Origin of the sequence: Cysteiniphilum litorale (assembly GCF_003428165.1) — a bacterium.
GTDB lineage: Bacteria > Pseudomonadota > Gammaproteobacteria > Francisellales > Francisellaceae > Caedibacter > Caedibacter litoralis.
Map to the genome: position 1 here is coordinate 14,741 of NZ_QLIQ01000013.1, position 23,203 is coordinate 37,943.

Sequence of the window (23,203 nt, forward strand, 5' to 3'; positions counted from 1 at the left end):
ATGTCACAATTTTATCATTTTACAATTTCGAAATCAGGCAAATTCTCCAAAAGTGCTTTACCATAAAACTTGGTTTTTAAACGCTTATCTAGAATAATTACCTCACCAATATCCGCCTCTGTGCGCACGAGACGCCCTACCATTTGTGTTAATTTCAAGGAAGCTTGCGGCAGTGATATATCCATGAAGGGTTTACGCTTAATCGACTCTAACCATTCAGAGCGTGTTTTATCAATCGGATTGGTTGGCACAGAAAATGGTAATTTGTGAATAATCAACCGTGTTAAATAAGCACCTGGCAAATCAACCCCTTCAGAAAAGCTATCGACACCAAAAATAATCGATGGTTTAAATTGATCGACACGCTTTTTATGAATGGCAATCATTGCCTGTTTTGAGCGATCGCCCTGAATAAGCGTTATTTTCTTAAGGGCACTATTTAAGCGCATATAGACCTTTTCCATTGCATGAATACTAGTAAAGAGCATTAAAGCGCCTTCATGTAAGTCTTTAAAATAGACTTCATTGAGGAGCTTGGCTGTCTCTTCAATATGTTTGTCTTGTTGTGCTGGCTCATATTGCATATCAGCAATAACAAGCTTTGATTTGGAATAATTTAACGGTGAAGATAAAAGCAAGGTTTTGGCTTCTTTTTTAAGGGATGTGGCATTTAAGAAGCGATCAAACTTACCTAATGAACGCACAGTAGCTGAACACATCACTACACCATGTTGTACATTTTGCCAAAAGACTTGTTTTAATAATGAAGCTGCTTCAATCGGTGAGGCATGAATATCATAATCTTGAAAATGAGTTGCCAACATATCCGTTTGCACTTCTTTTGCTTCTTTTACTTCTTCATGTCTCACTTTCTTTTCATGTGGGACAACCCATTTGGCAATCGGTGGCATCGTCGCTTGATTAATCATCAATGACCAGACATTGTAGAGATTTTTTGAGCGCTCTAACAAAAAGCCAATTTGTGTGAATTGTTTCTCTAAACTACTGGCTGAATGAATTTGACTTTTCTCAGCAAAATCATCAAGCTTCGTCTTAAGCTTATCACACTGATTCATATAAAAAGCCGCACCTTCTTTGATCGATGTCGCAAGCTGAAGCATCTCATCCGTAATATGGGTTATGCGCCAAACATTTTCTTCTTTCATTGCATGAGCATACATAGGATCAATTAACTGCTGCATTTGGGTTAACTGCTGAATCAGGTTTTTACGCACCTCTTTCCAATTCTCACGCATAGCACGATCAGCAAGCTCAGAAGGTAAACCATTTAAGAGTTTATCAACATCATTAATCCATGTTTGCGAACCTAATAGTGAGGCAAAACCAGAAAGTGATCTTAATGCCCGATCCGGTAAATGATGACACTCATCGATAATGTACAGGCTATCTTCAAATTTAGGTAAAATCGCACCATCACCAAGATCAAGGTGTGACAATAACAAACTATGATTGACAACGATAATATCCACTTTGCGTAAGCCTTGGCGCGCGTTAAAAAAAGGACATTCACGATAACACTCACAGCGGCTAAACGAACACGAGCTGCTGGTGTTATAAATCTCACTCATCAGTGCTTTAGAAACCGGTTTCTCCAACAGATCAAAATCGCCATCCCAATCTTTGCTCAAGCGCTGATCGAGCATTTCTGCTTCTTTCTGCAAGTCACTATCATCACTGTCAAAGTGATGCAGTTTACGCGGGCATAAATAGCGCGAGCGCCCTTTTGCCAATTGATAACCAAACTCAATTTTATGGTGTTGCATAAGCTCATGAATAAACGGTAAATCTTTATCAATCAGCTGTTCTTGCAATGCTACCGTTGCCGTTGATACAACAATTGATAACTTCTCTTGCCCTTGTTTAGCTCGTACTTCATTTGCTAAAAGCGCACCGAGTAAATAAGCAAAGCTTTTACCGGTTGCCGTTGGTGCTTCAATAACAATTTTTTCATTATTGATCAATGTTTCTTTAACTGCTTCAATCATTGTCAGCTGCGCATCACGCACATATAAGCCGGCTTCTTCAAACAGCTTTTTGATATTAAGCTCTATATGTCCAACACTTTGAGTAGTCATAATATTTACCTTTGATGCATCAATTTAGCCAAGTGCACGACCTTCAAGCTAACATAAGTCTGACCATTAAAATGTTCTTTCGACAAACGATACGCCACTTGAACCTCTTCACCGATTTGAATATCAGCATCATCTAAATACTCATCAGCAAAAAACCAAATGCTTTTAAGGTTTTTACCATGAATGGTGAGCATTAATTGCAGATGTTGGCTTTCTTTACCCACCCATTTAAAACTATAAATACTTGCTTTGTTACAAAAAACAGGTGCTTCAAACTCGCGACCATAAGGCTCAAGCAAAGCAAATTTTTCAACATGTTTAAGCGTAAACTCCTCAGCAGTTAGCTCACCATCACAATAAATAATTGGCGTGGCAGTAATATTATGCTCAGCAATCGCTTTTTGACAGTAATCATTAAAGTTTTGAGAAAATTCTACAAATTTATCTTTGTAAATGGTTAATCCAGCAGCTCCGGTATGTCCACCATATTTGATCAGAATATCTGTCGTGTTTTGATAAATAAGGTCTAGAACGGCTTTAATGTTTAAGCCATCAATGCTGCGCGCTGATCCCGTGATAATATCATCTTCCCCTTGCTTAGGTGAGAATAAAATCGTCGGCAGTCCAAAGCTGTCTTTAATGCGACTGGCTGAAATGCCATGCACCCCAGCATGCCCATCATCAAGATATACACAAATACTTGAGGCACCCTTTGCATATTGCTTTGAAGCTTCACTCATCGCTTTGGCAGTCATTTCTTTTTGAATGGCTTTGCGATGATTATTCTGCTGCTGCAAGAACTCAACCCATTGTTTGGTTTTTTGATGATCTTCGTTTAATAAGAAACTCACCGAACTTAAAGCATCAGACATGCGTCCATCACTATTGAGTAAAGGCGCTATAACAAACCCTAAAAACTCACTATCGACCTTGTGATGAAAATGATCACTAAAACTACTCCAACAGCTACGTGTTAACTGTGAAATTTTGTGCATACCATAGTAAGCCACAACACGATTATTGATACTCTTTGCCATAGAAACACAGTCAGCAACTGTGCCAACAGCAACAAAATCAAGTAAATCCGTTAACTGGCAATCATTGTTGATCGTTTTTCCTTCAAGCAATAATAGTCTTCTGACCTCTGCCATCAACAACCAAGCCACCATGCATCCAGCAATAAAGGGGTCATTATATTCACAACCCCTCTGTGTTGGGTTCAATACGGCATAAGCGCTTTGCGGCACGCCTTCTTCAGGAATTGCATGATGATCAGTAACAATCACATCGATATTTTGTGACTTTAATAATGCAATACGCGCTTCATCGGTTGAGCCATTATCAGCGGTGATCACTAATGTCGGACGCGTATCATCATCTAAAATACGTTGTGCAAGCTTATCAGATAAGCCGTATCCCTCTGCCATTCTATGCCCGATATATGAACGAATCTTATCCGCTGGATGATTAAAAATATTAGTCAATGCAACATGTAAAATTGCATGTGATGTTTGCCCATCACAGTCATGGTCGGTTTCAAGCCCAATGACTTCACCACGTTCTAGTGCTTGAATAATACGCTTTGCCGCTTTTGTTGCGTCTTTTAATAAATGTGGCGAAGTTAGAAATTTAAGCTTTAAGTGAGCAAATTTTAAAGCATGCTCAGGATCATCAATGCGTCGCGCGATAATGCTCGCAATAAAACTATCGATCTTATTTTCCAGTAACACTTGATGCACTTTGCGATGGAAAGGACGCAGTTGAATAATAACCTCTGGACGCTTTAACCTCTCTTTGAGCCTTACTTCAGCCATTAGGCTTCCTTGGGTTTTTTATTATTGATATTGCGTCGGGTCCACATCTTAACACCTGAATTGATAAGTGCTGCTAGTGGAATCGCAAAGAACAAGCCCCAAAAGCCCCATATGCCACCGAAGATAAGAACAGCAGCAATGACTGCCACGGGATGAAGGCTTAATGCCTCAGAATATAATAACGGCACCAATAAGTTGCCATCCAAACCTTGAATGATCAAATAAACTAGTAGCATATAGAAAAGCTCAGAGCTAAAGCCAAATTGACTGATTCCAATAAGCACCACAGGAATGGTAACAATCACCATCCCGATATAAGGAATAAATACCGAAAGCCCCACACAAATGGCTAATAGTAGTGAGTAATTCAAACCAAAAACGATAAAGCCAATATAGGTAACGACGGTAACAATCAAACACTCAATTGTTTTGCCTTTGACATAATTACCCAATTGTGGACGCACATCTGCCCATACTTCTTCAAGAGCACCGCGCTCTTTAGGTAGCATATTGACAAACCATTTACCAATGCGGTTTTTGTCTTTCAAAAAGAAAAATGCTAACAATGGCACGATAAATAAGTACACCAGCCAGGTAAATATACTTGATAGAGAAGCTAGAGAAAATTTAAGTAGATATTGACCAATACCGGCAATTTTATCCATCTTAATATTTGAGATCGTGCTAACCGCATCTTTGATTTGTTCAGGGGTAATAATCGTTGGATATTTTTTAGAAAGCTCCAACAAACTCGCATGCAGATTATTAATCTGTTGCGGAATGCTCTGCACAAACTGCCCTGCTTGGTGCATTAATGCTGGAAGCACAAATAGTAATAACATAATCACTAACGCAATAAAAATTAAAAACACAATGTAAACCGCGATATTACGATTAAGCTTTAATACTTTAGATAAGAATGCCACAACTGCTTCTAATAAATAAGCAATGATCACGCCGGCTAAAATTGGCGCTAAAAGATCACCAAAAAAGTTAATAATGAGTACCGCAATAACCGTTACAACTATAAAGACGGCAGGTTCATTGCTATCAAATTTTTTCTGATACCACTGCCTTAAATACTTAATCAAAGGAGTTACCTATTTGTAAGATTCAATGACAAAAGATTGTATACAAATTATCGTGTTTTTTATAGTGTTTCATGATTGCAAATACGCGTGAATTTTTAAGATTTACAGTGTGATCGATTGATAGCATCCTAAGTTCTTCAAAAACGAAGTCTTCTTTAAAATCGCTAATAAGGCAGCTTGTACATTTTGCTGTTCTTCATGCCCTTCAAAGTCGACAAAAAAGCTATAATCCCAAGCGCGCGAGCGTGATGGTCTGGATTCAATCTTACACATATTGATATTATGCTCTGATAAACAGGCAAGCACTTGCACTAATGCATTGGGTTTATGCAATGTCGTAAAGATAATTGATGATTTATAGAGCTCATTCTCTGCATAAGGCATATTTAACGCATCACGCCCCAATAAGAAAAATCGCGTGAAGTTAAACGGCTCATCTTCAAAATGCTCTTTAATGACCTTTAACGAATAGGTTTGTGCGGCTAACTTACTAGCAATCGCCGCCTGCGTTAGAATCTCTTTTTCAGCAATGTATTTAGCAGCCCCCGCGGTATCAACAAAGCTCTTAGGGGATAAATGCATGCGTGCAATATTATTCTGACACTGTGCCAAGGCTTGTGGATGTGAACGCACCAACTCAATATTATCAATATCTGCTTTGGGGTGAATCATCAAACAATGCTCAACCTTTAGAATGACTTCATGCTGAATGCGTAGATTGTATTTAATGAGCTCATCATAGGCAGGAATGACACTACCGGCAATTGAGTTTTCCACTGGTATCATCGCAAAATCAGCTTTTTTCTCAGCAACCATCTCGAGTGCTTCAGCAAATGAGCCACAGGCTAAAGTTTCAATCGCACTTTGCTCATTTTTCTTATTTTGTTTATTTTGCGCTTGATAAAACTTATGAATTGCCTGTTCTGAATAAGCCCCCTTTTCTCCTTGGAAAGATATCACTAAACTCATATTAACCCCCTTTATAATAATGCTTAAACAAACCGAGCATTCAGGCTGTTATCAATTAACTGTTGAATTTCTGCAGTACCTAACTTTAAACCGTCAATCAGCTCAATATAGTTTTGATTAACATAACCACCAAAATACGCTGGATCATCAGAGTTAATCGTTACTTTAATGCCTTTATCTAACAAAATTCGCGCCGGATGATCAGCCAAGTTTGGCACTACTTTTAAAGCTTTATTTGATAATGGGCACATCGTGAGTGCGATATTATCTTTTGCAATGCGTTTCATTAATTCTTCATCAGTTAAGATCGCATTACCATGATCAATGCGCTCAACCCCTAAAATATCCAATGCTTGCCAAACATATTCATCAGGTCCCTCTTCACCAGCATGAGCAACCAAATGAAGCCTCTCTTTACGTGCTAATTCAAAGAGATTTTTAAATTTCTCTGGTGGATTGCCAAGCTCTGAGCTATCTAAACCAATACCAATAAAGTTATCACGATATTCCATCAGTTGATCAAAGGTGTTTAAAGCATCTTTTTCTGATAAATGACGCAAAAAACACATAATTAATTGTGTATCTATATTTAGCTCAGCTTGCGCTTTTTTGACGGCACGATTAACACCATCAAAAAGGGTCGCAAGTGAAATACCCCGCGATAAATGTGCTTGTGGGTCGATAAAAATCTCAGCATGTGTCACATGATCTTGTTGTGATTTAAGTAAATAAGCATAGGTTAAATCATAAAAATCATCAGCGGTCTGAAGTACGGACATGCCTTGATAATATAGATCCAGAAACTCTTGCAGATTATTAAAATTATATGCTTTTTTGACCACTGCTAAATTTTTGTACTTTAGATTAACACCATTTTTTTGCGCCAAATTCAGCATCATCTCAGGTTCAAGACTCCCCTCAAGATGCATATGTAACTCAGCTTTCGGCTGTTGCAATAAGGTTTTGATATCGTGTGACATGGTTTTGTTTTTACCTATTTTTTGTGTTTTTCTTTTATTTACTAACTAAGATTACGAGCTTTTTCTATTTCAACACCCCGCCTCGCAAGCTTGGCACCCCTCTTGCAAAGAGGGAAATATAAAACCGTTGCCTAATTCCCCTCTTTGCAAGAGGGGTGGCAGCCGTAGGCTGACGGGGTGTTCTTAGAATTATAGTTTTTTTCAAAAATATGTAACTCTAGTTATCAATGGTTTCATTTGCTAAAAATCTCCTTAAGCATACGCGCACTATGCGCTTGTAGGTTGGGGTACTTGGTTAGTTGTTGTTTTAACTGGCTTTGCCAAGGGGTATGTTCAATATTAGCGATGACAGCGTAAACAACATGATCCAACAAACTTGGTGATTCATTAAAAAAATAGTTTTTTTGACCTAAAAACTCAGACAATGCACATAAATCTTCATCTGCTTTTTGATAGATTTGCGCTTTGGTTAAGCGCCCTAACCCTTGTTCATAGGTTTGCCTGGACGCATTTTTGCTCATGACTTTAAAAATCATGCCAAACAATAATTTAGGCAGTTTTGTTCCTTCTTGTACTATGCTGCGCCAGTTATTATCAGTAGAAACATCAACCCAACGACTATAAACCAACGCCCAATATAAATGCTCCTCACATAGTCTTTGATACGCCAAGGTTTGCGATTTTTCTAAAGCAGTTAAGCCTTGCTGCATTGGTGTACTACTTTCTTTCTCCAATAAATCAATAATAAAACTACTGTCGCTATAAAACTTATCTTGCTTTTTAATATATGGCATTTTGCCCGTTGGTGAGCGACGTAAATCCGCACTATAAAAATTTTGATAAGGCACTTTTTGTGCAATCAAATAGCTTTCTAATTTCATACAAAAAGGACTGGAGTTTGGCACATCCCCTAATTTAGGAAATTGATGTAATTCAATCATAACTATTCCTTATCATCCTCATGCTTTGATTTTTTTGCTTGCTGCATGCGATATTCACTTAGATCAATGATATTACCACCCTCTGTATCTTCAGGCATTTTGGCTGCTTTCATTTCTTCAACCGTGATTTTTTGATCATTAGCAATCACCTGCAAGAATTGGTTACCATTAAACTGCAAAAAAGCCTTATAGCGATCCACACCATCATAGCTATACTCAAACGCATATTCGCGAAACAAACACATGCTACCTATGTTACTTTGGCGCGATAAACGCATTTTTGTGAGGCACACGGTATCATCTAATAGCTGAACATCCCATTGCTTAGCTGTTTTAACTGCCATATAAACCGCATGCTCTCTTGCTTTCATTGAATTACGCCAGATCAAGATCGCGATGACAATGATAATAACGGCACTTACTACGCCAATACTCATGCTAACAACCTACTTACTATTTTCACTATTTAAGTTATTTAAAATAACCGTTGCTCGTTGCCCCGTATTTGGCACCGTCACTAGACCATTTTTGGTGTCATAAAGCACTTTATCTCCGGAGAAGCGATTTCCTGCGCGATCAACATAGGCTTTATCTTGTATCGTTAGCGTACTATTGAGCAAGTTAAAGTTCATTTGTCTACCTTCAGCATATACCGTTTGCTGGTCCGAACTATCACTCTTATTTTTGTTTTGATTATTTTTATCTTGCTTTGGAAATGGTAAGGAATAGAACTTAGCAATATAAGGTGTATTAGCCGTTAATACGACATCTTTGACTTGCTTATTTTGATCATCAAATAGAATCGTCAGCGTTTGCCCTGTTAAAAAACGACAGCCATTTTGCTTTTTACAAACGTCCTTAGCATAGTCTAATGCCTCTTTTTGCACATTGGTATAATCCACTTTGCCATTGGCTTCCTTTGGATCGGGGAATTGATATACCGGCCACTTGCTATTTTCATTCGGAACGCTATAACCACTACATTGAATATTTGCATCTTTGGTTTGCATGACAAGCACATTGCCTTGATAAATGATTTTATGTGCATCCTGACTATAAGATAGACTGTCACTACAAATGGTAATTTGACCATCACTACTGGCATTTTTACCAAACATGCCAGCGGCATCCATCGAACCGCTTTGTTCAGCAGCAAAGGCACATTGCAGCATAAGCAAAGAAGTCGCACTATATAATGCATACTTTAGCAAGCTATGCTTTATCCCATTCTTATTTATTTTGCTTTTTTTATCTCTTTTACTTCTTTTACTGTCCTGCATAATAACTTCTTACATCCTTCAATAGCTTAAAATCACCTTTTTTAGGTGTACCATTCATGCCTGTGCCAACCGTATTGTTGGGTGTACCTGGTTGACTTATCGTGACTTTTTTATCCGTATCCAGATAGTCTTTGTCATCATCATAATTTACCGAATCAGTCGCAATTTTAATCGCAGGTGAGTTTTTGCCATTGGCGTTACGCAACATCACCACATTGCCATATAAATGCATATTATTGTTGCTATTGGTAATATCAGCGTAATTGGCAGTGATATTCCACGGCTTGTCTTTTTTATCTTTTGAATACAGCGTGGCATTAACCGTTATAAGCTTTGCATCTTGATTATAAAAACGTGTGGCGTCAACTGCGGTTGCCGTATACTCTAACCAACCTTTCGTGTCATATTTTTCATAGGTAATCGCTTTTGCCGTGTTCTCAACAAAATGTGCCGGCAGATCACCATGACTAATCTGCTCTTGTGCTGATTTAACCACTAGCCAACCACTGGTGCCAATGACAACAACTAATCCAATCGTTGTAAAAAAAACACGTTTACTAAAAAACATTAAAGGCGTGCCTCACCAAAGGTGATATAGTCATCAACAATTTTATCTAATAGCCCCTTGCTTTCTAATATAAGATCACAGACTTCGCGCACCGCACCATATCCACCTTTTTGTGCTGTTACATAATCAACGCGTGTTTTAACAGCCCTTAAGGCATCAGCTGGTGCAAAGGAAACCGCTGATTTCATCATTAAGGTCAGATCGGGTAAATCATCACCCATATAGGCGATATTTTCCTGATTTATCTGGTGCTTTTTTAACAAATCCTCATAGGCTTTAATTTTATTTTTTTGCCCTTGGTAAACATCATTCACACCAAGTGAACTTAAGCGATCCTGAACAACTTGCGAGGTCTTCCCCGTAATCACGGCCAATTTAACGCCAAACTTCTGCAGCAACAGCATGCCTAAGCCATCTTTAACGTCAAAGTTTTTAGTTAAGTTACCATCATTACTTAGAATAATTTTGCCGTCACTTAAGACACCATCAACATCTAGTATCAATAACTGAATATTTGCTATTTTCTCTTTTAAATCCGAACTAACCATTTATCTGATATAAACTCTATTTAGAAACTTGGCTTAGTATATACCGCTCGCGAATCATTTTACAGAATTTCCGCCATTGAATTTCTCACGTGTTTTCTGATGTTTATCAGACCAAATTCAGTGCGTTTTAAAAAATCAAACTCTCTGCATGACATTTAAATTATGGCGTATTAGTATGCTCGAGCTTATTAATAAAAAAGATAATAAAAAGGAAACTACATGTTAAGTTATAAGGACATGCCCAAGGGTGTCTTAAATATCAATCTTATTCAAATCTTCTCAACGGTTGGTTATGCCGTGCTCATGGGTTTATTAAATTTCTATCTTAGTCGCGAAGCAGGCATGAGTAAGATCGAAGCAAACACACTAACTGCCAGCTTTTTTGCTCTAAACTTTCTATTTCACTTTCTAGGTGGTACCGTCGGTGGACGCTATTTAAGCTTCAGAGCCTTATTCTGTGCAAGCTTAGTGTTGCAGTTTGTTGGGTTATTTCTAATTGCAGTGCATGTGCATATGATTATTTTAATCGGCATGGCAGTTTTTATCACCGGCTCAGGTCTTAATGTTAGTTGTATTAATATGATGCTCACGCAATTATTTAGTCAAGACGATAAACGTCGCCGTATTGCTTTTTCAATTAACTATAGCTGTATGAATATAGGCTTTGTTTTAAGCTTTTTTGTCGCTGGGATCTTGCAAGGAAACAATCTTTATAGTGCCGCTTTTATCTTTGCTGCAGTGTGTTTATTTATTGCATTTATAATACACCTTGTGAACTGGAAACATGTTAATGACAAACAAACATATTATGTCACCTCGTTTGCCTTTAATACAAAACGCTTCTATGTTGCGCCTTTAATTGTTATTGCTTGCTTGTTATTTGCTTACTACTTAATGCATCACCCTGATCTTGGCTCTGCACTTATTTATATCGCTTTTATTGCCGCATTGATTTACATGATCTATTTTGCACTAAAACAGCAAAGCAGTTATCGCACAAAAATTTACGCCTACCTTATCTTAAGCTCAGCAAGTATGGCATTTGCCTTTGTTCAAGGCTTACAATCAACCGCCTTAGAAAACTTTGTTGAATTCAACACGTCAAAATCTCTTTTTGGCATCCCGATGCAACCTGCAACAGTCAACCTTTTTGAAAGTCTAGGTGTTATCATCTTTGGCTTTATTTTAGCCGGAATGATGAAAAGACGTCAGCAAGCAAATAACCCTTACCAACCCGGTTCATTAGTCGCGCGTGGCTTAAGCATGTATGTTGTTGCTTTTTTAATGATTCCTTTAGGCATATTCCTTGCAGATAAGGCACACTTGGTTAATGTACTCTTTCCTATTTTGCTACTTTTAATCGTTTCAGCCGGTGAAATTCATGTAAATGCGGTGAATTACGCTATGGCAGGAGAGATGATTGAGCCAAAACATCAAGGCTTATTCACAGGCTATTTATTTATCAATATCGCCTTTGGCATTAATTTGGCAGGTCCTGTGTCAAACTTTGCGTTAAGTGGCGCTGAGCATGCTCAAAACATTACTGCGGCAGCAACAAACCCAATGTATGCCAAGATATTCCTAGTCATGACAGCAGTTGCTTTTGTTGTTGCTATTATCTTCTCACTGATGATGAAAAAGCTAAACAGCATGCTTAATGCCAATAAAATACAACCAGTTTTACAAAGCGAATTAGAATAATTTAAGAGTTAGTATCAACCTCAACAGTTGCTGATGCGCCAACGCGCAGACGCGGCACCTTGTTCACTTCACTTTGATCAAGAACAACTTTCACAGGAAAGCGCTGTACTACTTTGACCCAGTTGCCTGATGCATTTTCAGGAGGCAATAAAGAAAACACACTGCCACTTCCTTCACTAATACTTTGAACCGTGCCATGCAATGTCACATTAGGGTACATATCAAGAATTACAGATGCTTTTTGTCCGACTTTCATCCGTGACATTTGCGTTTCTTTAAAGTTTGCATCTAACCAATAGGCTTCATTGCTCACCAACACAAATAGATTCTGGTTTTGTGTAATCAATGAACCAGGACGCAACGTAAAGTTAGTCACAAATCCAGATGTTGACGCATAAATCTTGGTATAACTTAAGTTTAATGCTGCCGTTGATACATCTGCTTTGGCAGCCGCAATTTTTGATTGTTGCAATGTTAATTGTTTTTGCTCTTGAGCAATACTGGCAAATGCAGCATTGACATTGGCATTAGCCACTTCAAGATCGCCTTTGGCTTCATCAGCATCTTCTTTTGAAACCATTCCCTGAGCAACTAGTTTAGCAATACGCGCCTCTTTTTGTTCTGCGACAAATTTCTGTGCTTGTGCCTGTTTAAGCTTTGCTTCTTGTAGATTAATCGAGTCTTTAATCGCAGCAACTTCCTCTTGTGCTAATGTCAAATCTGCTTTGGCTTTAGCAAGCTCATACTCAAAGCTTTGCGGCTCAATCGTAAATAACAGCTCGCCTTTTTTAACCTCTTGGTTATTACTGATATATAACTTGTCAAGCTTACCCGTGACTTGAGCTGACATATGAATAACATCGGCATTAACATAAGCATCATCGGTTGATGGATAAATTTCGGTATATTTTACATAAGCATAAAAACCAATCACGCAAAGCAAAATCACAATGCCTAAAATGGCATATTTCTTCCATGCTTTTGCCCCAGCATTTTTTGCTATTGGCACTTTATTTTGATTATCTGTTTCTGTTTTATTTGAAATTTCTGTCGTTTGTTCAGTCATTGACAATAGCTCCAGCCCTAAAAAACCTAAAAATTCTAAAAATCATAACCCAATGATTTAAGTGCGCGATCATCATCTGACCAACCTTCTTTAACCTTGACCCATAGTTGTAAGAACACTTTTTTTCCAAGCATAAATTCCATATCTTGACGTGCTTCACTACCGATCTTTTTGAGTTTCTGTCCTTTAGCACCAATTACCATTGCTTTTTGTCCGGCACGTTCAACCAAAATGGTGGCATAAACTTCCATAATTTGACGTGCTTCATCAAATTTACTTTTATTAATCTCAACGGTTAATTGATATGGCACCTCTTGCCCTAACGTGCGCATTAATTTCTCACGAATAATTTCCGCCATCATAAAGCGCTCAGTGCGATCAGTGACCTGATCCTCGGCATAAAAAAAGTGCTCACTTTCAGGCAGATAACTTTCAATTTTGCTTTCTAAGTCATTGATTAAATGCCCTTGCTTAGCAGAAACAAGAAAGCTGGCAGCAAAGGGGTATTTTTGCTTGATCTCATCGGTAAATTCGACTGCTTCATGGCGATTATTTAATTGATCCACCTTGTTAATCACTAAGATCACAGGCACTTTGACCGACTCGATTTTTTGCAATATCCATTCTTCAGCCGTTGTCCACTTACCCACTTCAACAACAAATAAAATGACATCAACGTCATTGATCACGCTACTTGCTTGTTTGTTCATCATCCGATTAATAGCACGCGGTTCATCCTGGTGAAGTCCAGGGGTGTCAACATAGATAAACTGTGTGTTTTCAATGGTTTTGATACCGGTAATTTGATGGCGTGTTGTCTGTGGTTTGCGACTTGTGATACTGATTTTGTATTTTAGAATATGATTTAAAAGCGTTGATTTTCCAACATTTGGTCGCCCAATAATGGCGACAAATCCACATTTTTTCATCTTATGATCGTCTTACTGTTTCCTTATGAAATTGTAGTCATTGTAGTTAGCACAATGCCCATTGTCGAATAAAATCACGCGTTTATATTGCAATGCAATACTTCATTTTTTATTGTGTTATGCGCAATACCCTATCAACGCTGCTTAGCAATGTGTCGTTATGCGTAATGATGATCACCGTTTTATCTTTAAATACCGCCTGTAAATTATCAATCACCTTTCTTTCAATGACCTTATCTAAACCTTCTGTTGGTTCATCCAAAATCAAAATAGGTGTTTGCGACAATACCGCACGCGCTAATGACAAACGCTTTTGCTGCCCTTTTGAGAGATGCCTTCCATGCTCCCCTGTCCAGCTATCTAACTGACGTGGCAACTCTAATGCAAAGTTTTTTAAATCTACAACATGTAAAGCATGCCATAACATCTCATCAGTCGCGTTAGGATTTGCTATTAACAAGTTATCGCGGATACTGCCATTGAAAATATGCGCATGCTGACTGATAATCGTTATTTGCTGACGCAGTTGTGATTCGGTAAATTGTGCAATATCGATGCCACCTATTGATATCTTGCCTGCTGATGGCGCATAAAATCTTGCTAACAACGAAACAATCGTTGACTTACCACAACCAGTAGCACCGACAATAGCAAGCTTTTCATTGGCTGTAATCTCAAGATTAAAATGCTCATAGATCAGCTTATTACGCCCAGGGTAGCTAAACGAAATATCCTCAAAAGAAATAACATTGTGTTTTGGTTTTTTTGATGCGTTTAGTTGCTCACTGTTGTCATCATCAACAAATAATTTTGCTGGTTTTTGCTCAATAATATTTAATAATCTTTTAGCTGAAGATACCGTACGTCCTAAATACTGATAAGCCACAGGTAAAGGCATAATCGCCTCAAACAAGCCCATAATGCCTAACGCAACCAAGGCAATAAAAGCACCACTTATTACACCTTGATGGACAAGCCCGACCATTAGCCACATACCACACCACAGTGTCGCACCTAAAAACAGGGTCATAAGGGCTGCATTAAGCCCCGTATAATGACTCATTTTTTGTTGCGTTGTAATAAGCGCTTTATTTTGCATATTAATCATTTCTGCATGCTTATCTTCTGCAGCAAAGACCTTAAGCTCTGCTAAATATTGCACATGCTCAGTAATTGATGTTTTTAAATCTGCGGACTCTTCCGCTAGCGTTTTTGCGGTATGAGCAGATAATTTGCCACCAACAACAGGAATACAAAACCCTGCAACAAAAGCAAAGCCCATGGTCATTAACGCTAAAGGAATACTTAAAAAGCTAAAAAATACCCCAATCAGCAAAATCGACAAAAAAAGCACACAACTTGGTGAAATAATCCGAATATATAGGTTATCCAAACTATTAACATCAGTGACTAAGCGATTGAGTAAATCACCACTTTTATATTGTGCTAAATGTGCAGGTGCTAAAGGCACAAGCTTGTTATAAACCCATACTCGAATATCAGTTAATAACTTAAACGTTGCCTCATGTGTGACAACACGCTCACCATAGCGCGTTAGAATACGCATCAATGAAAAAGCACGCACGCCAGCTGATGGGTAAAAATAATTAAATTGACTGGCAATTGCGTAACTTGAAATAGCCACAAACCCAGTTGATGAGATAAACCAACCAGATAAAGATAATAAACCAATACTGGCCAAAATTGCTAGAAATGCCAGAAAGGTACCAATAAACATCCATTTTGCTTGATGTTTAAAAATGCTTAAAAAAGGAATTAATGCGCGCATGCAACTTCTCCCTCTAAGACTTGGTGACGGTATAGTGCATAAAAGTAACTTGATTGATCTTGCAACAATTCCTCCAAGCACCCTTGTTGTACAATTTCACCTTCAGCCATCACGATAATATGATCCATCTCGCTCAGGAACTGTAAGCGATGCGTCAACATAATCACCGTTTTATTTTGCCAATTGTTTAATAAGCTTTGCATAATCAAGTTCTCACTTTCTTTATCCAAGCTTGCCGTAGGTTCATCTAACAAAAGTAATTCACAAGGCTTAAGATAGGCGCGCGCTAATGCCAAACGCTGTGCCTGCCCCCCGGATAAGCCTATACTTTGCTCCCCGATTTCAGTTGCTAATTTATCGGGAAACGTATTCACTTCTTGATCTAATTGCGCCAGTTTTAACGCATGCCACAATGCATCATCTTGAGCATCAGCATCTGCAAGCTGTAAATTATAGCGAATACTGCCTTTAAAGAGACCGGCACTTTGTCCAAGCCAACTGATCCTACTAAGCCAAAGCCTCTCATCAATGCAATTAAGTGGCAAATTATGATTAATGGTAATTGCTTCATCTTTTGCATGCATAAACTGCATAAGCAAATTTAAAATAGTCGTTTTACCAGCACCACTGGCACCAACAATCGCAATTTTCTGTTTATGTTTGACCTCAAAGCAAATATTAGTCAGTGCATTTTTAGATTTATTGGCATAACAAAAACTTAAATGATTAAATTGAATTGAATCAATCATTGGTAAGTCTTGTATCAAGCTGACTTGATTAATCTTCTCACCTTTTTCATCTTTTTCACCTTTTTCACCTTTTGCGTCATCATGTTTTGATAAGGCAAATATTTTTTGTAACTCAAGAGCTGCCCCCATTGCTTCGGTTTTTGCATGATAATGCGTGCTTAACTCACGAAGAGGCAGGAAAAACTCAGGCGCTAACAGCAAAATAAACAGTCCACCTTGCAAGGTCATATTTTCAAAAGACCACCAAACAGTATCAACATTAGCGCTATTGATAAAGCCCATGCCTAGATAAATCGCAACCAGTGCAATAGAGGCTGCTGAAAATACTTCAAGTACCGCGGATGATAAAAACGCAATGCGTAATACTTTCATGGTTTTAACACGATAATCATCAGAATATTCAAAGATTTTCTGCGCATGGCTTTCAGCACGATTAAACAGTCGTAAAGTAGCTAAGCCATGCAGTGTGTCTAAAAAGACACTACTCATTCGTGCCAAGGTTTGAAAATGCTTTTGGTTTTCACTTTCAGCGCCCCAACCAACCAGCATCATAAAAAGTGGAATTAAAGGTGCGCATACCAGTAAAATAATGCCACAAACAATACTTTGAGGAAAAATAAAGATTAAAATCGCCAACGGCATAAGACCTGCTAAGGTCATTTGTGGCAAGAAGTACATTAAGAAATTATTTAAGCCTTCCACTTGCTCCATTGCCGCACTGATCAAATCGCCACTACTTAGCTCGCCTGATTTCACAGGACCTAATTGATTAATATGCGCAATAACATCGTCTCTTAATTGCTCTTTTACTTTAGCCGCAGCCTTAAAGCTCACAACTTCCTTAAGCCACGACAGACCTGCTCGCATGAACACAATAGCAATAATCGCCACAAAGTAGCTAATAAGTTCAATGTTTGAGAGTTTTTCGATATAAGCGGCATAACAAATATATGCCAACAGATAAAGTTGTCCTATGAGTAATAAGCCACTTAAAAAACTCACTAGTATGGTGAGTTGTACCCATTTTTTAGCAGGATGAGCACGCGACTTTAACCAGATCCGTGCTGACTTACGTTCTGAAGCTGTATTTGCTTGCATAAAGGTGAAATAAATCGATCTGAAACAATGGCGGCATTATATACCGCACCACGCTGACATGTAAGTGAATATAGACAATTTGAGAGTTTATTATAGGATAAATCAATCTGAAAATGGTGCGGAAGAATGATGTAAGACAATCTTTAACTGCCCATTTGGCATTTTGACATAAGCAAAGGTATATTCAACGGTGGTTACTTTGCCTTTAGTGTCGGTAAAGTCATACGTACCCATTGCAATTGCCATATCACCATGGAAATACATCTCATCATTATGGAACACCACTTTAGTCCATGGTTGAAGAGCAAAACCCTTATCTTCTTTGAATTTTTTATTGCCACCGACAAAGTAAGAAAGTGCTGATTCCTTCGTTGGTCTAAATGGAATATCCTTGGCTTTAGTTGGTTTAAACATCACCACACCTTTTTCATAATTATACGCATAGAGTGTATTAATAAGATCTTTAGCAACTTTTTTATAATTTCCTTTATTTGTATAAGCATCGCCTATTGCCACAATTCCTGCTGCCCATTGTGATTGTGCTTTTTCAACCTCGGCTACCGTAACACTGTTGGTGCTTTTTGTGAGTGTTGTTAATGCTTTACTGTCCGTTGCTGTTGATGTCGCTGCTGCATTTGCTTTTTGCATAGCAGCAATCCCAAGCACGAGAAATAAACTCAATACAACAGGTGTAATGCGACCTTTTAAATCCAATGACTTAACTTTTTCAGCCTGAGATTTTGGTAGTTTTCTATCATTATCCATAAACTATCTCCTTTGTTATAGTTTGTATCAACATGTAACCTTGGCGAGTTAAGCACTAAATTGCTAAATTTGCAATTTTTTTACATTTTATGCTAGCCAATCGCTAAGGCTTTATATAAAGTAAGTCGCAACTAATAAGCACCATGTTGAATTTTAGCTTATTTGCCAAAGCAGGATGCTTAATTAGGAGATGTGAATGGTAATATTTTGTTAAGTCTCAATGACAAAACAAATATAAGGACAAATACATAGGGAGAAAGTTAATGAAGAAAATCACCGTTGAAGAAAAAATTACTAACCTTTACCACTGCTCAATTTTAGAGTTTTTTCAACAGTGCATGCACCGTAAAATGGAAACCCATGATATTGCAAAATTACTCGATTGTAGTGTCAGCAACTTGCGTCGTATCGCGCGCAAATATAACTTTCATTTTCACCACCCCGAGCCGACACCGATGTTGGCACAAAATCAAAATTTCCTTAAAAAGAAGCTCAATATCGATAATTTCCTCTCTCGTCGTTGGCGAGTTGGGCAATATGCTTAGAAAAAATACCTCTCTGTTGAAAATTGCCCACGAGGGTCGTCAATCGTTAAAGAGAAACCTTTATGTTGATCAAAACTATCAGCATCTAATTGCCACTGATTATTTTCTTGTCGAATAAGGTGTCTATTCTGCGGAATGCCTTGTTTATCTACGTAATGAATAATCACATAAGCACGCTCTTGTTTGTCATTGAACGTGATATTAAACACTCCATTCGACTGGTTGATAACTGCCAATAAGCTAAAGCGTTCTTCATTCACTTCAATACGTTGATCGTCGTTATGATTGCTATTGTTAGAGGAGTCACTCGCAGATTCTGTTGTCTCAGTTACTGAGCCCACTTGCAATGCCGCTAATAAATATTCCGATGAGTTAAACTGCCCAACATGCATATCGTGTACGGTAAACTGCACTGGTTTCATCAAGTCAATATTATTGCCCTGCCAAGTCCATTGATAACCATCTGTAGGTAATAGATGCACATTTTGTTTAAGACCCTGCTGATCCATATAGTGGAAAATCACATAATGACGCTGCTGTTTTGCATCAAACGTCAATTGTAGCTCATCATTATTGCGTGTCATCTTGGCACTAAAACGCCCCTCTGAATCACTGAGCAAGATACTATTTGAATTAACCGGAGCTTCTTCGTTTGTATTATTTGGATCAGTTGAAGTATTTGCATCACTTGTGCTATTACTATTATTTGCCGCTGTATTGTCGGTATTTACGTCTAAGTCAGCTGCTAAATACGCTATACTTTCAAACTGCCCAAATTTTGAATCCTGCAAGGTAAATTTAAACGGTTTACTCAAATCAAAGTATTGTGTGCTATAAGTCCACTGCGACTTACCATTGATCACACCATTTAGTATCAGTTGAACATTTTGCTGCACGCCATTATGATCGATAAAGTGCAGAATAATATAGTTACGCGTCACTTCGCTATTTATCTGAACGGTAACCACATTATCATTAACACGTAATACACCATCAAAGCGCCCTTCAGGATCAGTTATTGCGAAAACGACATCATTATTTGTGGTTGTATCTTGTGAGTTATTCTCTGTGGTTGATGATTGCTCATTATTATTGTCACCACTTTGATTATTCTGGTCACTACTATTACTGTCATTACTATTATTTGAATTATTTGTCGATGAATTATTATCTGTTGTATCCTCAGAGGCATTGTTTGTTTCATCATTCGTATTATTATTTGTGTTTGTATTATCATGCGGATCTTCAGTGGCATTCTCTTGAGCAGATAAGGGGATATGTTTAACAATTCCATTATCCAAAAGTGCAAAACTTAGAGGATTCACGACAAAATTCACACCATCACTAAAGCGCACTTCTTTCGCCATAGTATCGGCATTAAAAGCAACATAACTATATTGACCATTGTTATTAAAAACCGCATAGCTTGGCGTATTTGCATAAATATCTTTAACCACTTGACCGCGTAATGTCAGATTGTGCAACCAATGATATATCAAGGTATCTGTCGTGCCATATTCTGGCGTGTATTGCATATTTTGGTAAGCTGTCATCGCCCCTTGCGGGTCCTGCAGCGCCATATACTGCAACAAAATCCCCTGCCAGTTATTCCACTGTAGATTATTGTTGCCATTGGCAGTTTCAAAGAAGGCATTACTGGCATTTAAATCCGCGATGTTTTTAGCAACATACTGAGGATATTGCCCCAAATATAGCGAACCACCATGAATCGGTAAGAAATTAATGCCATGGATTTCCTCAGGATTTGCTGTCCACCACGTGCCATAAACACCACCATCAGACCAAACAATCGCATTATTAGAATGACCAAAATCACTTGGGAAAACTGCGTTATCCACATCAAACCAATATTGATTAATCGCTTGATTTTCTAAGCTATATAATAGCACACCCAAGTCTCTTAAGTTATCCTGCTGCGTTGCTTCTGCCCATAAAATCACCGCACTTGAGAAATGCATCGACTCTGACGATGACTCTTGGTTATTACCTGAGGCAAAACTGGCATGCCCTGATGCCCAAGCGTGTCCAGCATATAGATCATATTGTCTTAACCATGGGAAGCGCATGTCATTACGTTCAATATTCGCCACATCTTTAATGACCAAATTAATCATGTCTTTATAATCTTGAGCCCACGCACTATCGTACAGCGCAACAACCGTTGCCGCTTTGACCAAATAACCATAATGGAAATGGTGATCATTTAACTGATCATTACTGCCAAAAGACGCCGGATAGCCAATCAGTGTTCCCCATATTGGCTCATAGTAATAAAATGCTTGATCGTTATTAGCATCAACCGTTAACCATGCAGCAATATCCTCTTTTAAGTGTGATAATAAGTAATCGCGCTCTGTTGATAACCCTAATTGATCTGCGACCTGAATAAGATCGGCAACTTTGGCATATTCCTTACCACGCCAATAAGTATCTTTGGCACTAAAGAGTGTTGGGTTTGCCTGTAGTTTTTGGAAATCTGCCATAAACTTTTGACGTAATAATGTGCTGTCATCAAACTTAGGTAATATTGGCAACACCCCATGAAATCGTATTGACGTATTAAAGTGATTATTCGCGACAACACGCATTTCGCCGCGCGCGCTTTGATAGCTATATGTGCTTAACTCATCACTACTATTAAGCCATTGATGGCGATACAGTGCAGCCAATGGCGTGTTGATATAATCAGGATGAGATTCTTTTAATTCTGTTTGCACATTAAAAGTGCTCAACACACGACTCTGCTCTTTTTGATACTCAAAACTAATCTGCGTATCACGCACAAAGGCAAAGGCATGTTTCTGATAAAAGCTAAGCGTTTCTGGTGTATTGTCTGGCAAAACTGCCACTGAGAAGTAATCTTTGCCGGATAAATTAGAGCGTAAGCCATAAACCCAGTCATTATTGCCATGCTGCAATCGCTGCCATTGGCTACCATGTGGTGCAAAAATCCCATAATGGTGATTGTTAATGGTAACACCAACACTATTATTTGACTGAAACCACACCTTGGCAATATCCCCTGCGGCACGCGGCTCGTCACTGCTACCGATATTTACAGTATTAACAACAGGCATATGTGCTGCTAGGTGATGATTTGATGCATCAAGATAGTAACTTTGCGCCTCTAGTTGGAAAGGTAATTTGACATTTGTTTGTGTTAAATCCAGTAGCAAGCTTCCTTGCCCTTCCGTTTGCCAAATCTCAACACGCACCTTGCCATTATTAAAATGTTGATACTGCCCATACGATCGATCTTGATCTAAGCCACCGCGATCATTCTGCGTATATCGCTCAACACTTTGCTCATCTGCATCCGTGGCAAAATTACTATAAAGCTCGACTTTGTCATACTCACCATCACCGTTGAAATCATAGGATATACGCGCTTTAACCGCCAAGCCTGGTGCGTTGGCATTAATAAATATGGCAAACTCTGTAGCACTTCCAAGATATTGACCATTGATATGATCTAATGTGAATACTTGTGCATTAAACGGTGAGAAATGATGATTTTGTTTAAGCTCAGCAAATTCAATCACCGCATCTTTGTTGCCCTTTTTTTCAAAATAGGTAAAAGATAATCCATGACCAAAAGTCGCTCTTAATTCATTTTGCCCTTGTTGCCATAAGCTTGTCACAGTCCAATCAGAATAAGCATCAACAACCGTTTTATCAACGTTAAAACCATCTAAGCCAACCGTCATATCAGCAAAATGCGGGTATTGATAGCCTGAATTGCGTTGCAAAATTTTGCCCTGCCATTCATGCGAATAAACACGCGCCTCCTGTGGATAGCCAATCTCTAAACCTTTGGCATTTGTTTTGACACTTAATGGATGCGGAAACATCGCCTCTGAAAACATGTTTTGATTATTAAAACTCCAAATAAGCGATGACCACCAATCGGTTGTTGGATAAGGTGAGCTCAATCGTGAGGAGACTTTAGGTGCTGCATTTAATGCAGTAAATGGTTTGCCACTGATTATATCCACTCTATTATGCAAGCTATCGGTATAGCTACCCTTTTCAAGCAGTAAGATATCGGCAAATGTTGGCGAAAAACAAAACAATGAGCCAAAGCCTAAATAACGAGATAGACGTGACACTTTAAAAAACTTAGCAGGTGATAACAACTTATTGGTATTCATAATATGCTCCTCTTAAAGTCAAAAGAATGTGTGCACATTTAGTATACAAATGGAATAAAGAATCACAGGTGTTTTTTTGATGACTAAAAATGACTAATGATG

General features: G+C 38.3%; 18 protein-coding genes. 2 read left to right on the forward strand and 16 right to left on the reverse strand.

What is annotated here, in order from left to right; translation table 11 throughout:
• Window positions 1-14: 14 nt before the first annotated feature.
• From dinG to DNJ75_RS06920, 10 genes are all read right to left on the reverse strand, one after another.
• On the reverse strand, window positions 15-2,096 hold the full coding sequence (gene dinG, locus DNJ75_RS06875; RefSeq protein ID WP_117002608.1) for an ATP-dependent DNA helicase DinG: 2,082 nt from the start codon (window positions 2,094-2,096) through the stop codon (window positions 15-17).
• Window positions 2,097-2,101: 5 nt separating this feature from the next.
• Complete coding sequence (locus tag DNJ75_RS06880; RefSeq protein WP_117002611.1) at window positions 2,102-3,910, reverse strand: single-stranded-DNA-specific exonuclease RecJ; 1,809 nt, start codon at window positions 3,908-3,910, stop codon at window positions 2,102-2,104.
• Window positions 3,910-5,001, reverse strand: a complete 1,092-nt coding sequence (locus DNJ75_RS06885) for an AI-2E family transporter (protein ID WP_117002613.1) — start codon at window positions 4,999-5,001, stop codon at window positions 3,910-3,912. Before DNJ75_RS06885 ends, DNJ75_RS06880 begins: the two co-directional genes overlap by 1 nt.
• Before the next feature lie 102 nt (window positions 5,002-5,103).
• Complete coding sequence (gene pheA, locus DNJ75_RS06890; RefSeq protein WP_117002616.1) at window positions 5,104-5,970, reverse strand: prephenate dehydratase; 867 nt, start codon at window positions 5,968-5,970, stop codon at window positions 5,104-5,106.
• A gap of 23 nt (window positions 5,971-5,993) precedes the next feature.
• Window positions 5,994-6,950, reverse strand: a complete 957-nt coding sequence (locus DNJ75_RS06895) for an adenosine deaminase (RefSeq protein WP_117002618.1) — start codon at window positions 6,948-6,950, stop codon at window positions 5,994-5,996.
• A gap of 233 nt (window positions 6,951-7,183) precedes the next feature.
• Entirely contained in the window at window positions 7,184-7,891 is a 708-nt protein-coding gene (locus tag DNJ75_RS06900; RefSeq protein WP_117002621.1) for a glutathione S-transferase family protein, read from the reverse strand.
• 2 nt (window positions 7,892-7,893) lie between these two features.
• Complete coding sequence (locus DNJ75_RS06905) at window positions 7,894-8,328, reverse strand: DUF3301 domain-containing protein (protein ID WP_117002623.1); 435 nt, start codon at window positions 8,326-8,328, stop codon at window positions 7,894-7,896.
• A 9-nt stretch (window positions 8,329-8,337) separates the two neighbouring features.
• Window positions 8,338-9,171 (reverse strand): LptA/OstA family protein, encoded by an 834-nt coding sequence (locus DNJ75_RS06910; RefSeq protein WP_117002626.1) that lies wholly within the window; start codon window positions 9,169-9,171, stop codon window positions 8,338-8,340.
• Window positions 9,158-9,739 (reverse strand): LPS export ABC transporter periplasmic protein LptC, encoded by a 582-nt coding sequence (gene lptC / locus DNJ75_RS06915; protein WP_117002628.1) that lies wholly within the window; start codon window positions 9,737-9,739, stop codon window positions 9,158-9,160. Before lptC ends, DNJ75_RS06910 begins: the two co-directional genes overlap by 14 nt.
• Window positions 9,739-10,287, reverse strand: coding sequence for a KdsC family phosphatase (locus DNJ75_RS06920; protein ID WP_117002631.1), 549 nt, complete (start codon window positions 10,285-10,287; stop codon window positions 9,739-9,741). Before DNJ75_RS06920 ends, lptC begins: the two co-directional genes overlap by 1 nt.
• Before the next feature lie 219 nt (window positions 10,288-10,506).
• Here DNJ75_RS06920 and DNJ75_RS06925 point away from each other — a divergent pair, with 219 nt between their 5' ends.
• Complete coding sequence (locus DNJ75_RS06925; protein WP_117002633.1) at window positions 10,507-11,988, forward strand: peptide MFS transporter; 1,482 nt, start codon at window positions 10,507-10,509, stop codon at window positions 11,986-11,988.
• A gap of 1 nt (window position 11,989) precedes the next feature.
• Here the strand turns inward: DNJ75_RS06925 and DNJ75_RS06930 are convergent, their stop codons facing one another.
• From DNJ75_RS06930 to DNJ75_RS06950, 5 genes are all read right to left on the reverse strand, one after another.
• Complete coding sequence (locus DNJ75_RS06930; protein WP_117002635.1) at window positions 11,990-13,054, reverse strand: HlyD family secretion protein; 1,065 nt, start codon at window positions 13,052-13,054, stop codon at window positions 11,990-11,992.
• Window positions 13,055-13,089: 35 nt separating this feature from the next.
• Window positions 13,090-13,983: a GTPase Era gene (era, locus tag DNJ75_RS06935; protein WP_117002637.1), complete on the reverse strand. Its 894-nt coding sequence runs from the start codon at window positions 13,981-13,983 to the stop codon at window positions 13,090-13,092.
• 109 nt (window positions 13,984-14,092) lie between these two features.
• On the reverse strand, window positions 14,093-15,772 hold the full coding sequence (gene cydC, locus DNJ75_RS06940; protein WP_117002639.1) for a heme ABC transporter ATP-binding protein/permease CydC: 1,680 nt from the start codon (window positions 15,770-15,772) through the stop codon (window positions 14,093-14,095).
• On the reverse strand, window positions 15,760-17,619 hold the full coding sequence (gene cydD, locus DNJ75_RS06945; RefSeq protein WP_117002641.1) for a thiol reductant ABC exporter subunit CydD: 1,860 nt from the start codon (window positions 17,617-17,619) through the stop codon (window positions 15,760-15,762). Before cydD ends, cydC begins: the two co-directional genes overlap by 13 nt.
• A 102-nt stretch (window positions 17,620-17,721) precedes the next feature.
• The gene (locus DNJ75_RS06950) at window positions 17,722-18,384 is read right to left on the reverse strand and encodes a phosphoribosyl-AMP cyclohydrolase (protein ID WP_206609098.1); all 663 of its coding nucleotides are present in this window, start codon (window positions 18,382-18,384) and stop codon (window positions 17,722-17,724) included.
• A gap of 263 nt (window positions 18,385-18,647) precedes the next feature.
• Between DNJ75_RS06950 and DNJ75_RS06955 the strand changes: the two genes are divergently transcribed.
• Complete coding sequence (locus tag DNJ75_RS06955; protein ID WP_117002643.1) at window positions 18,648-18,929, forward strand: hypothetical protein; 282 nt, start codon at window positions 18,648-18,650, stop codon at window positions 18,927-18,929.
• Here DNJ75_RS06955 and DNJ75_RS06960 read toward each other — a convergent pair.
• On the reverse strand, window positions 18,926-23,101 hold the full coding sequence (locus DNJ75_RS06960) for a glycosyl hydrolase (protein ID WP_117002645.1): 4,176 nt from the start codon (window positions 23,099-23,101) through the stop codon (window positions 18,926-18,928). The two genes, DNJ75_RS06955 and DNJ75_RS06960, sit on opposite strands and share 4 nt — an antisense overlap.
• Window positions 23,102-23,203 lie beyond the last annotated feature (102 nt).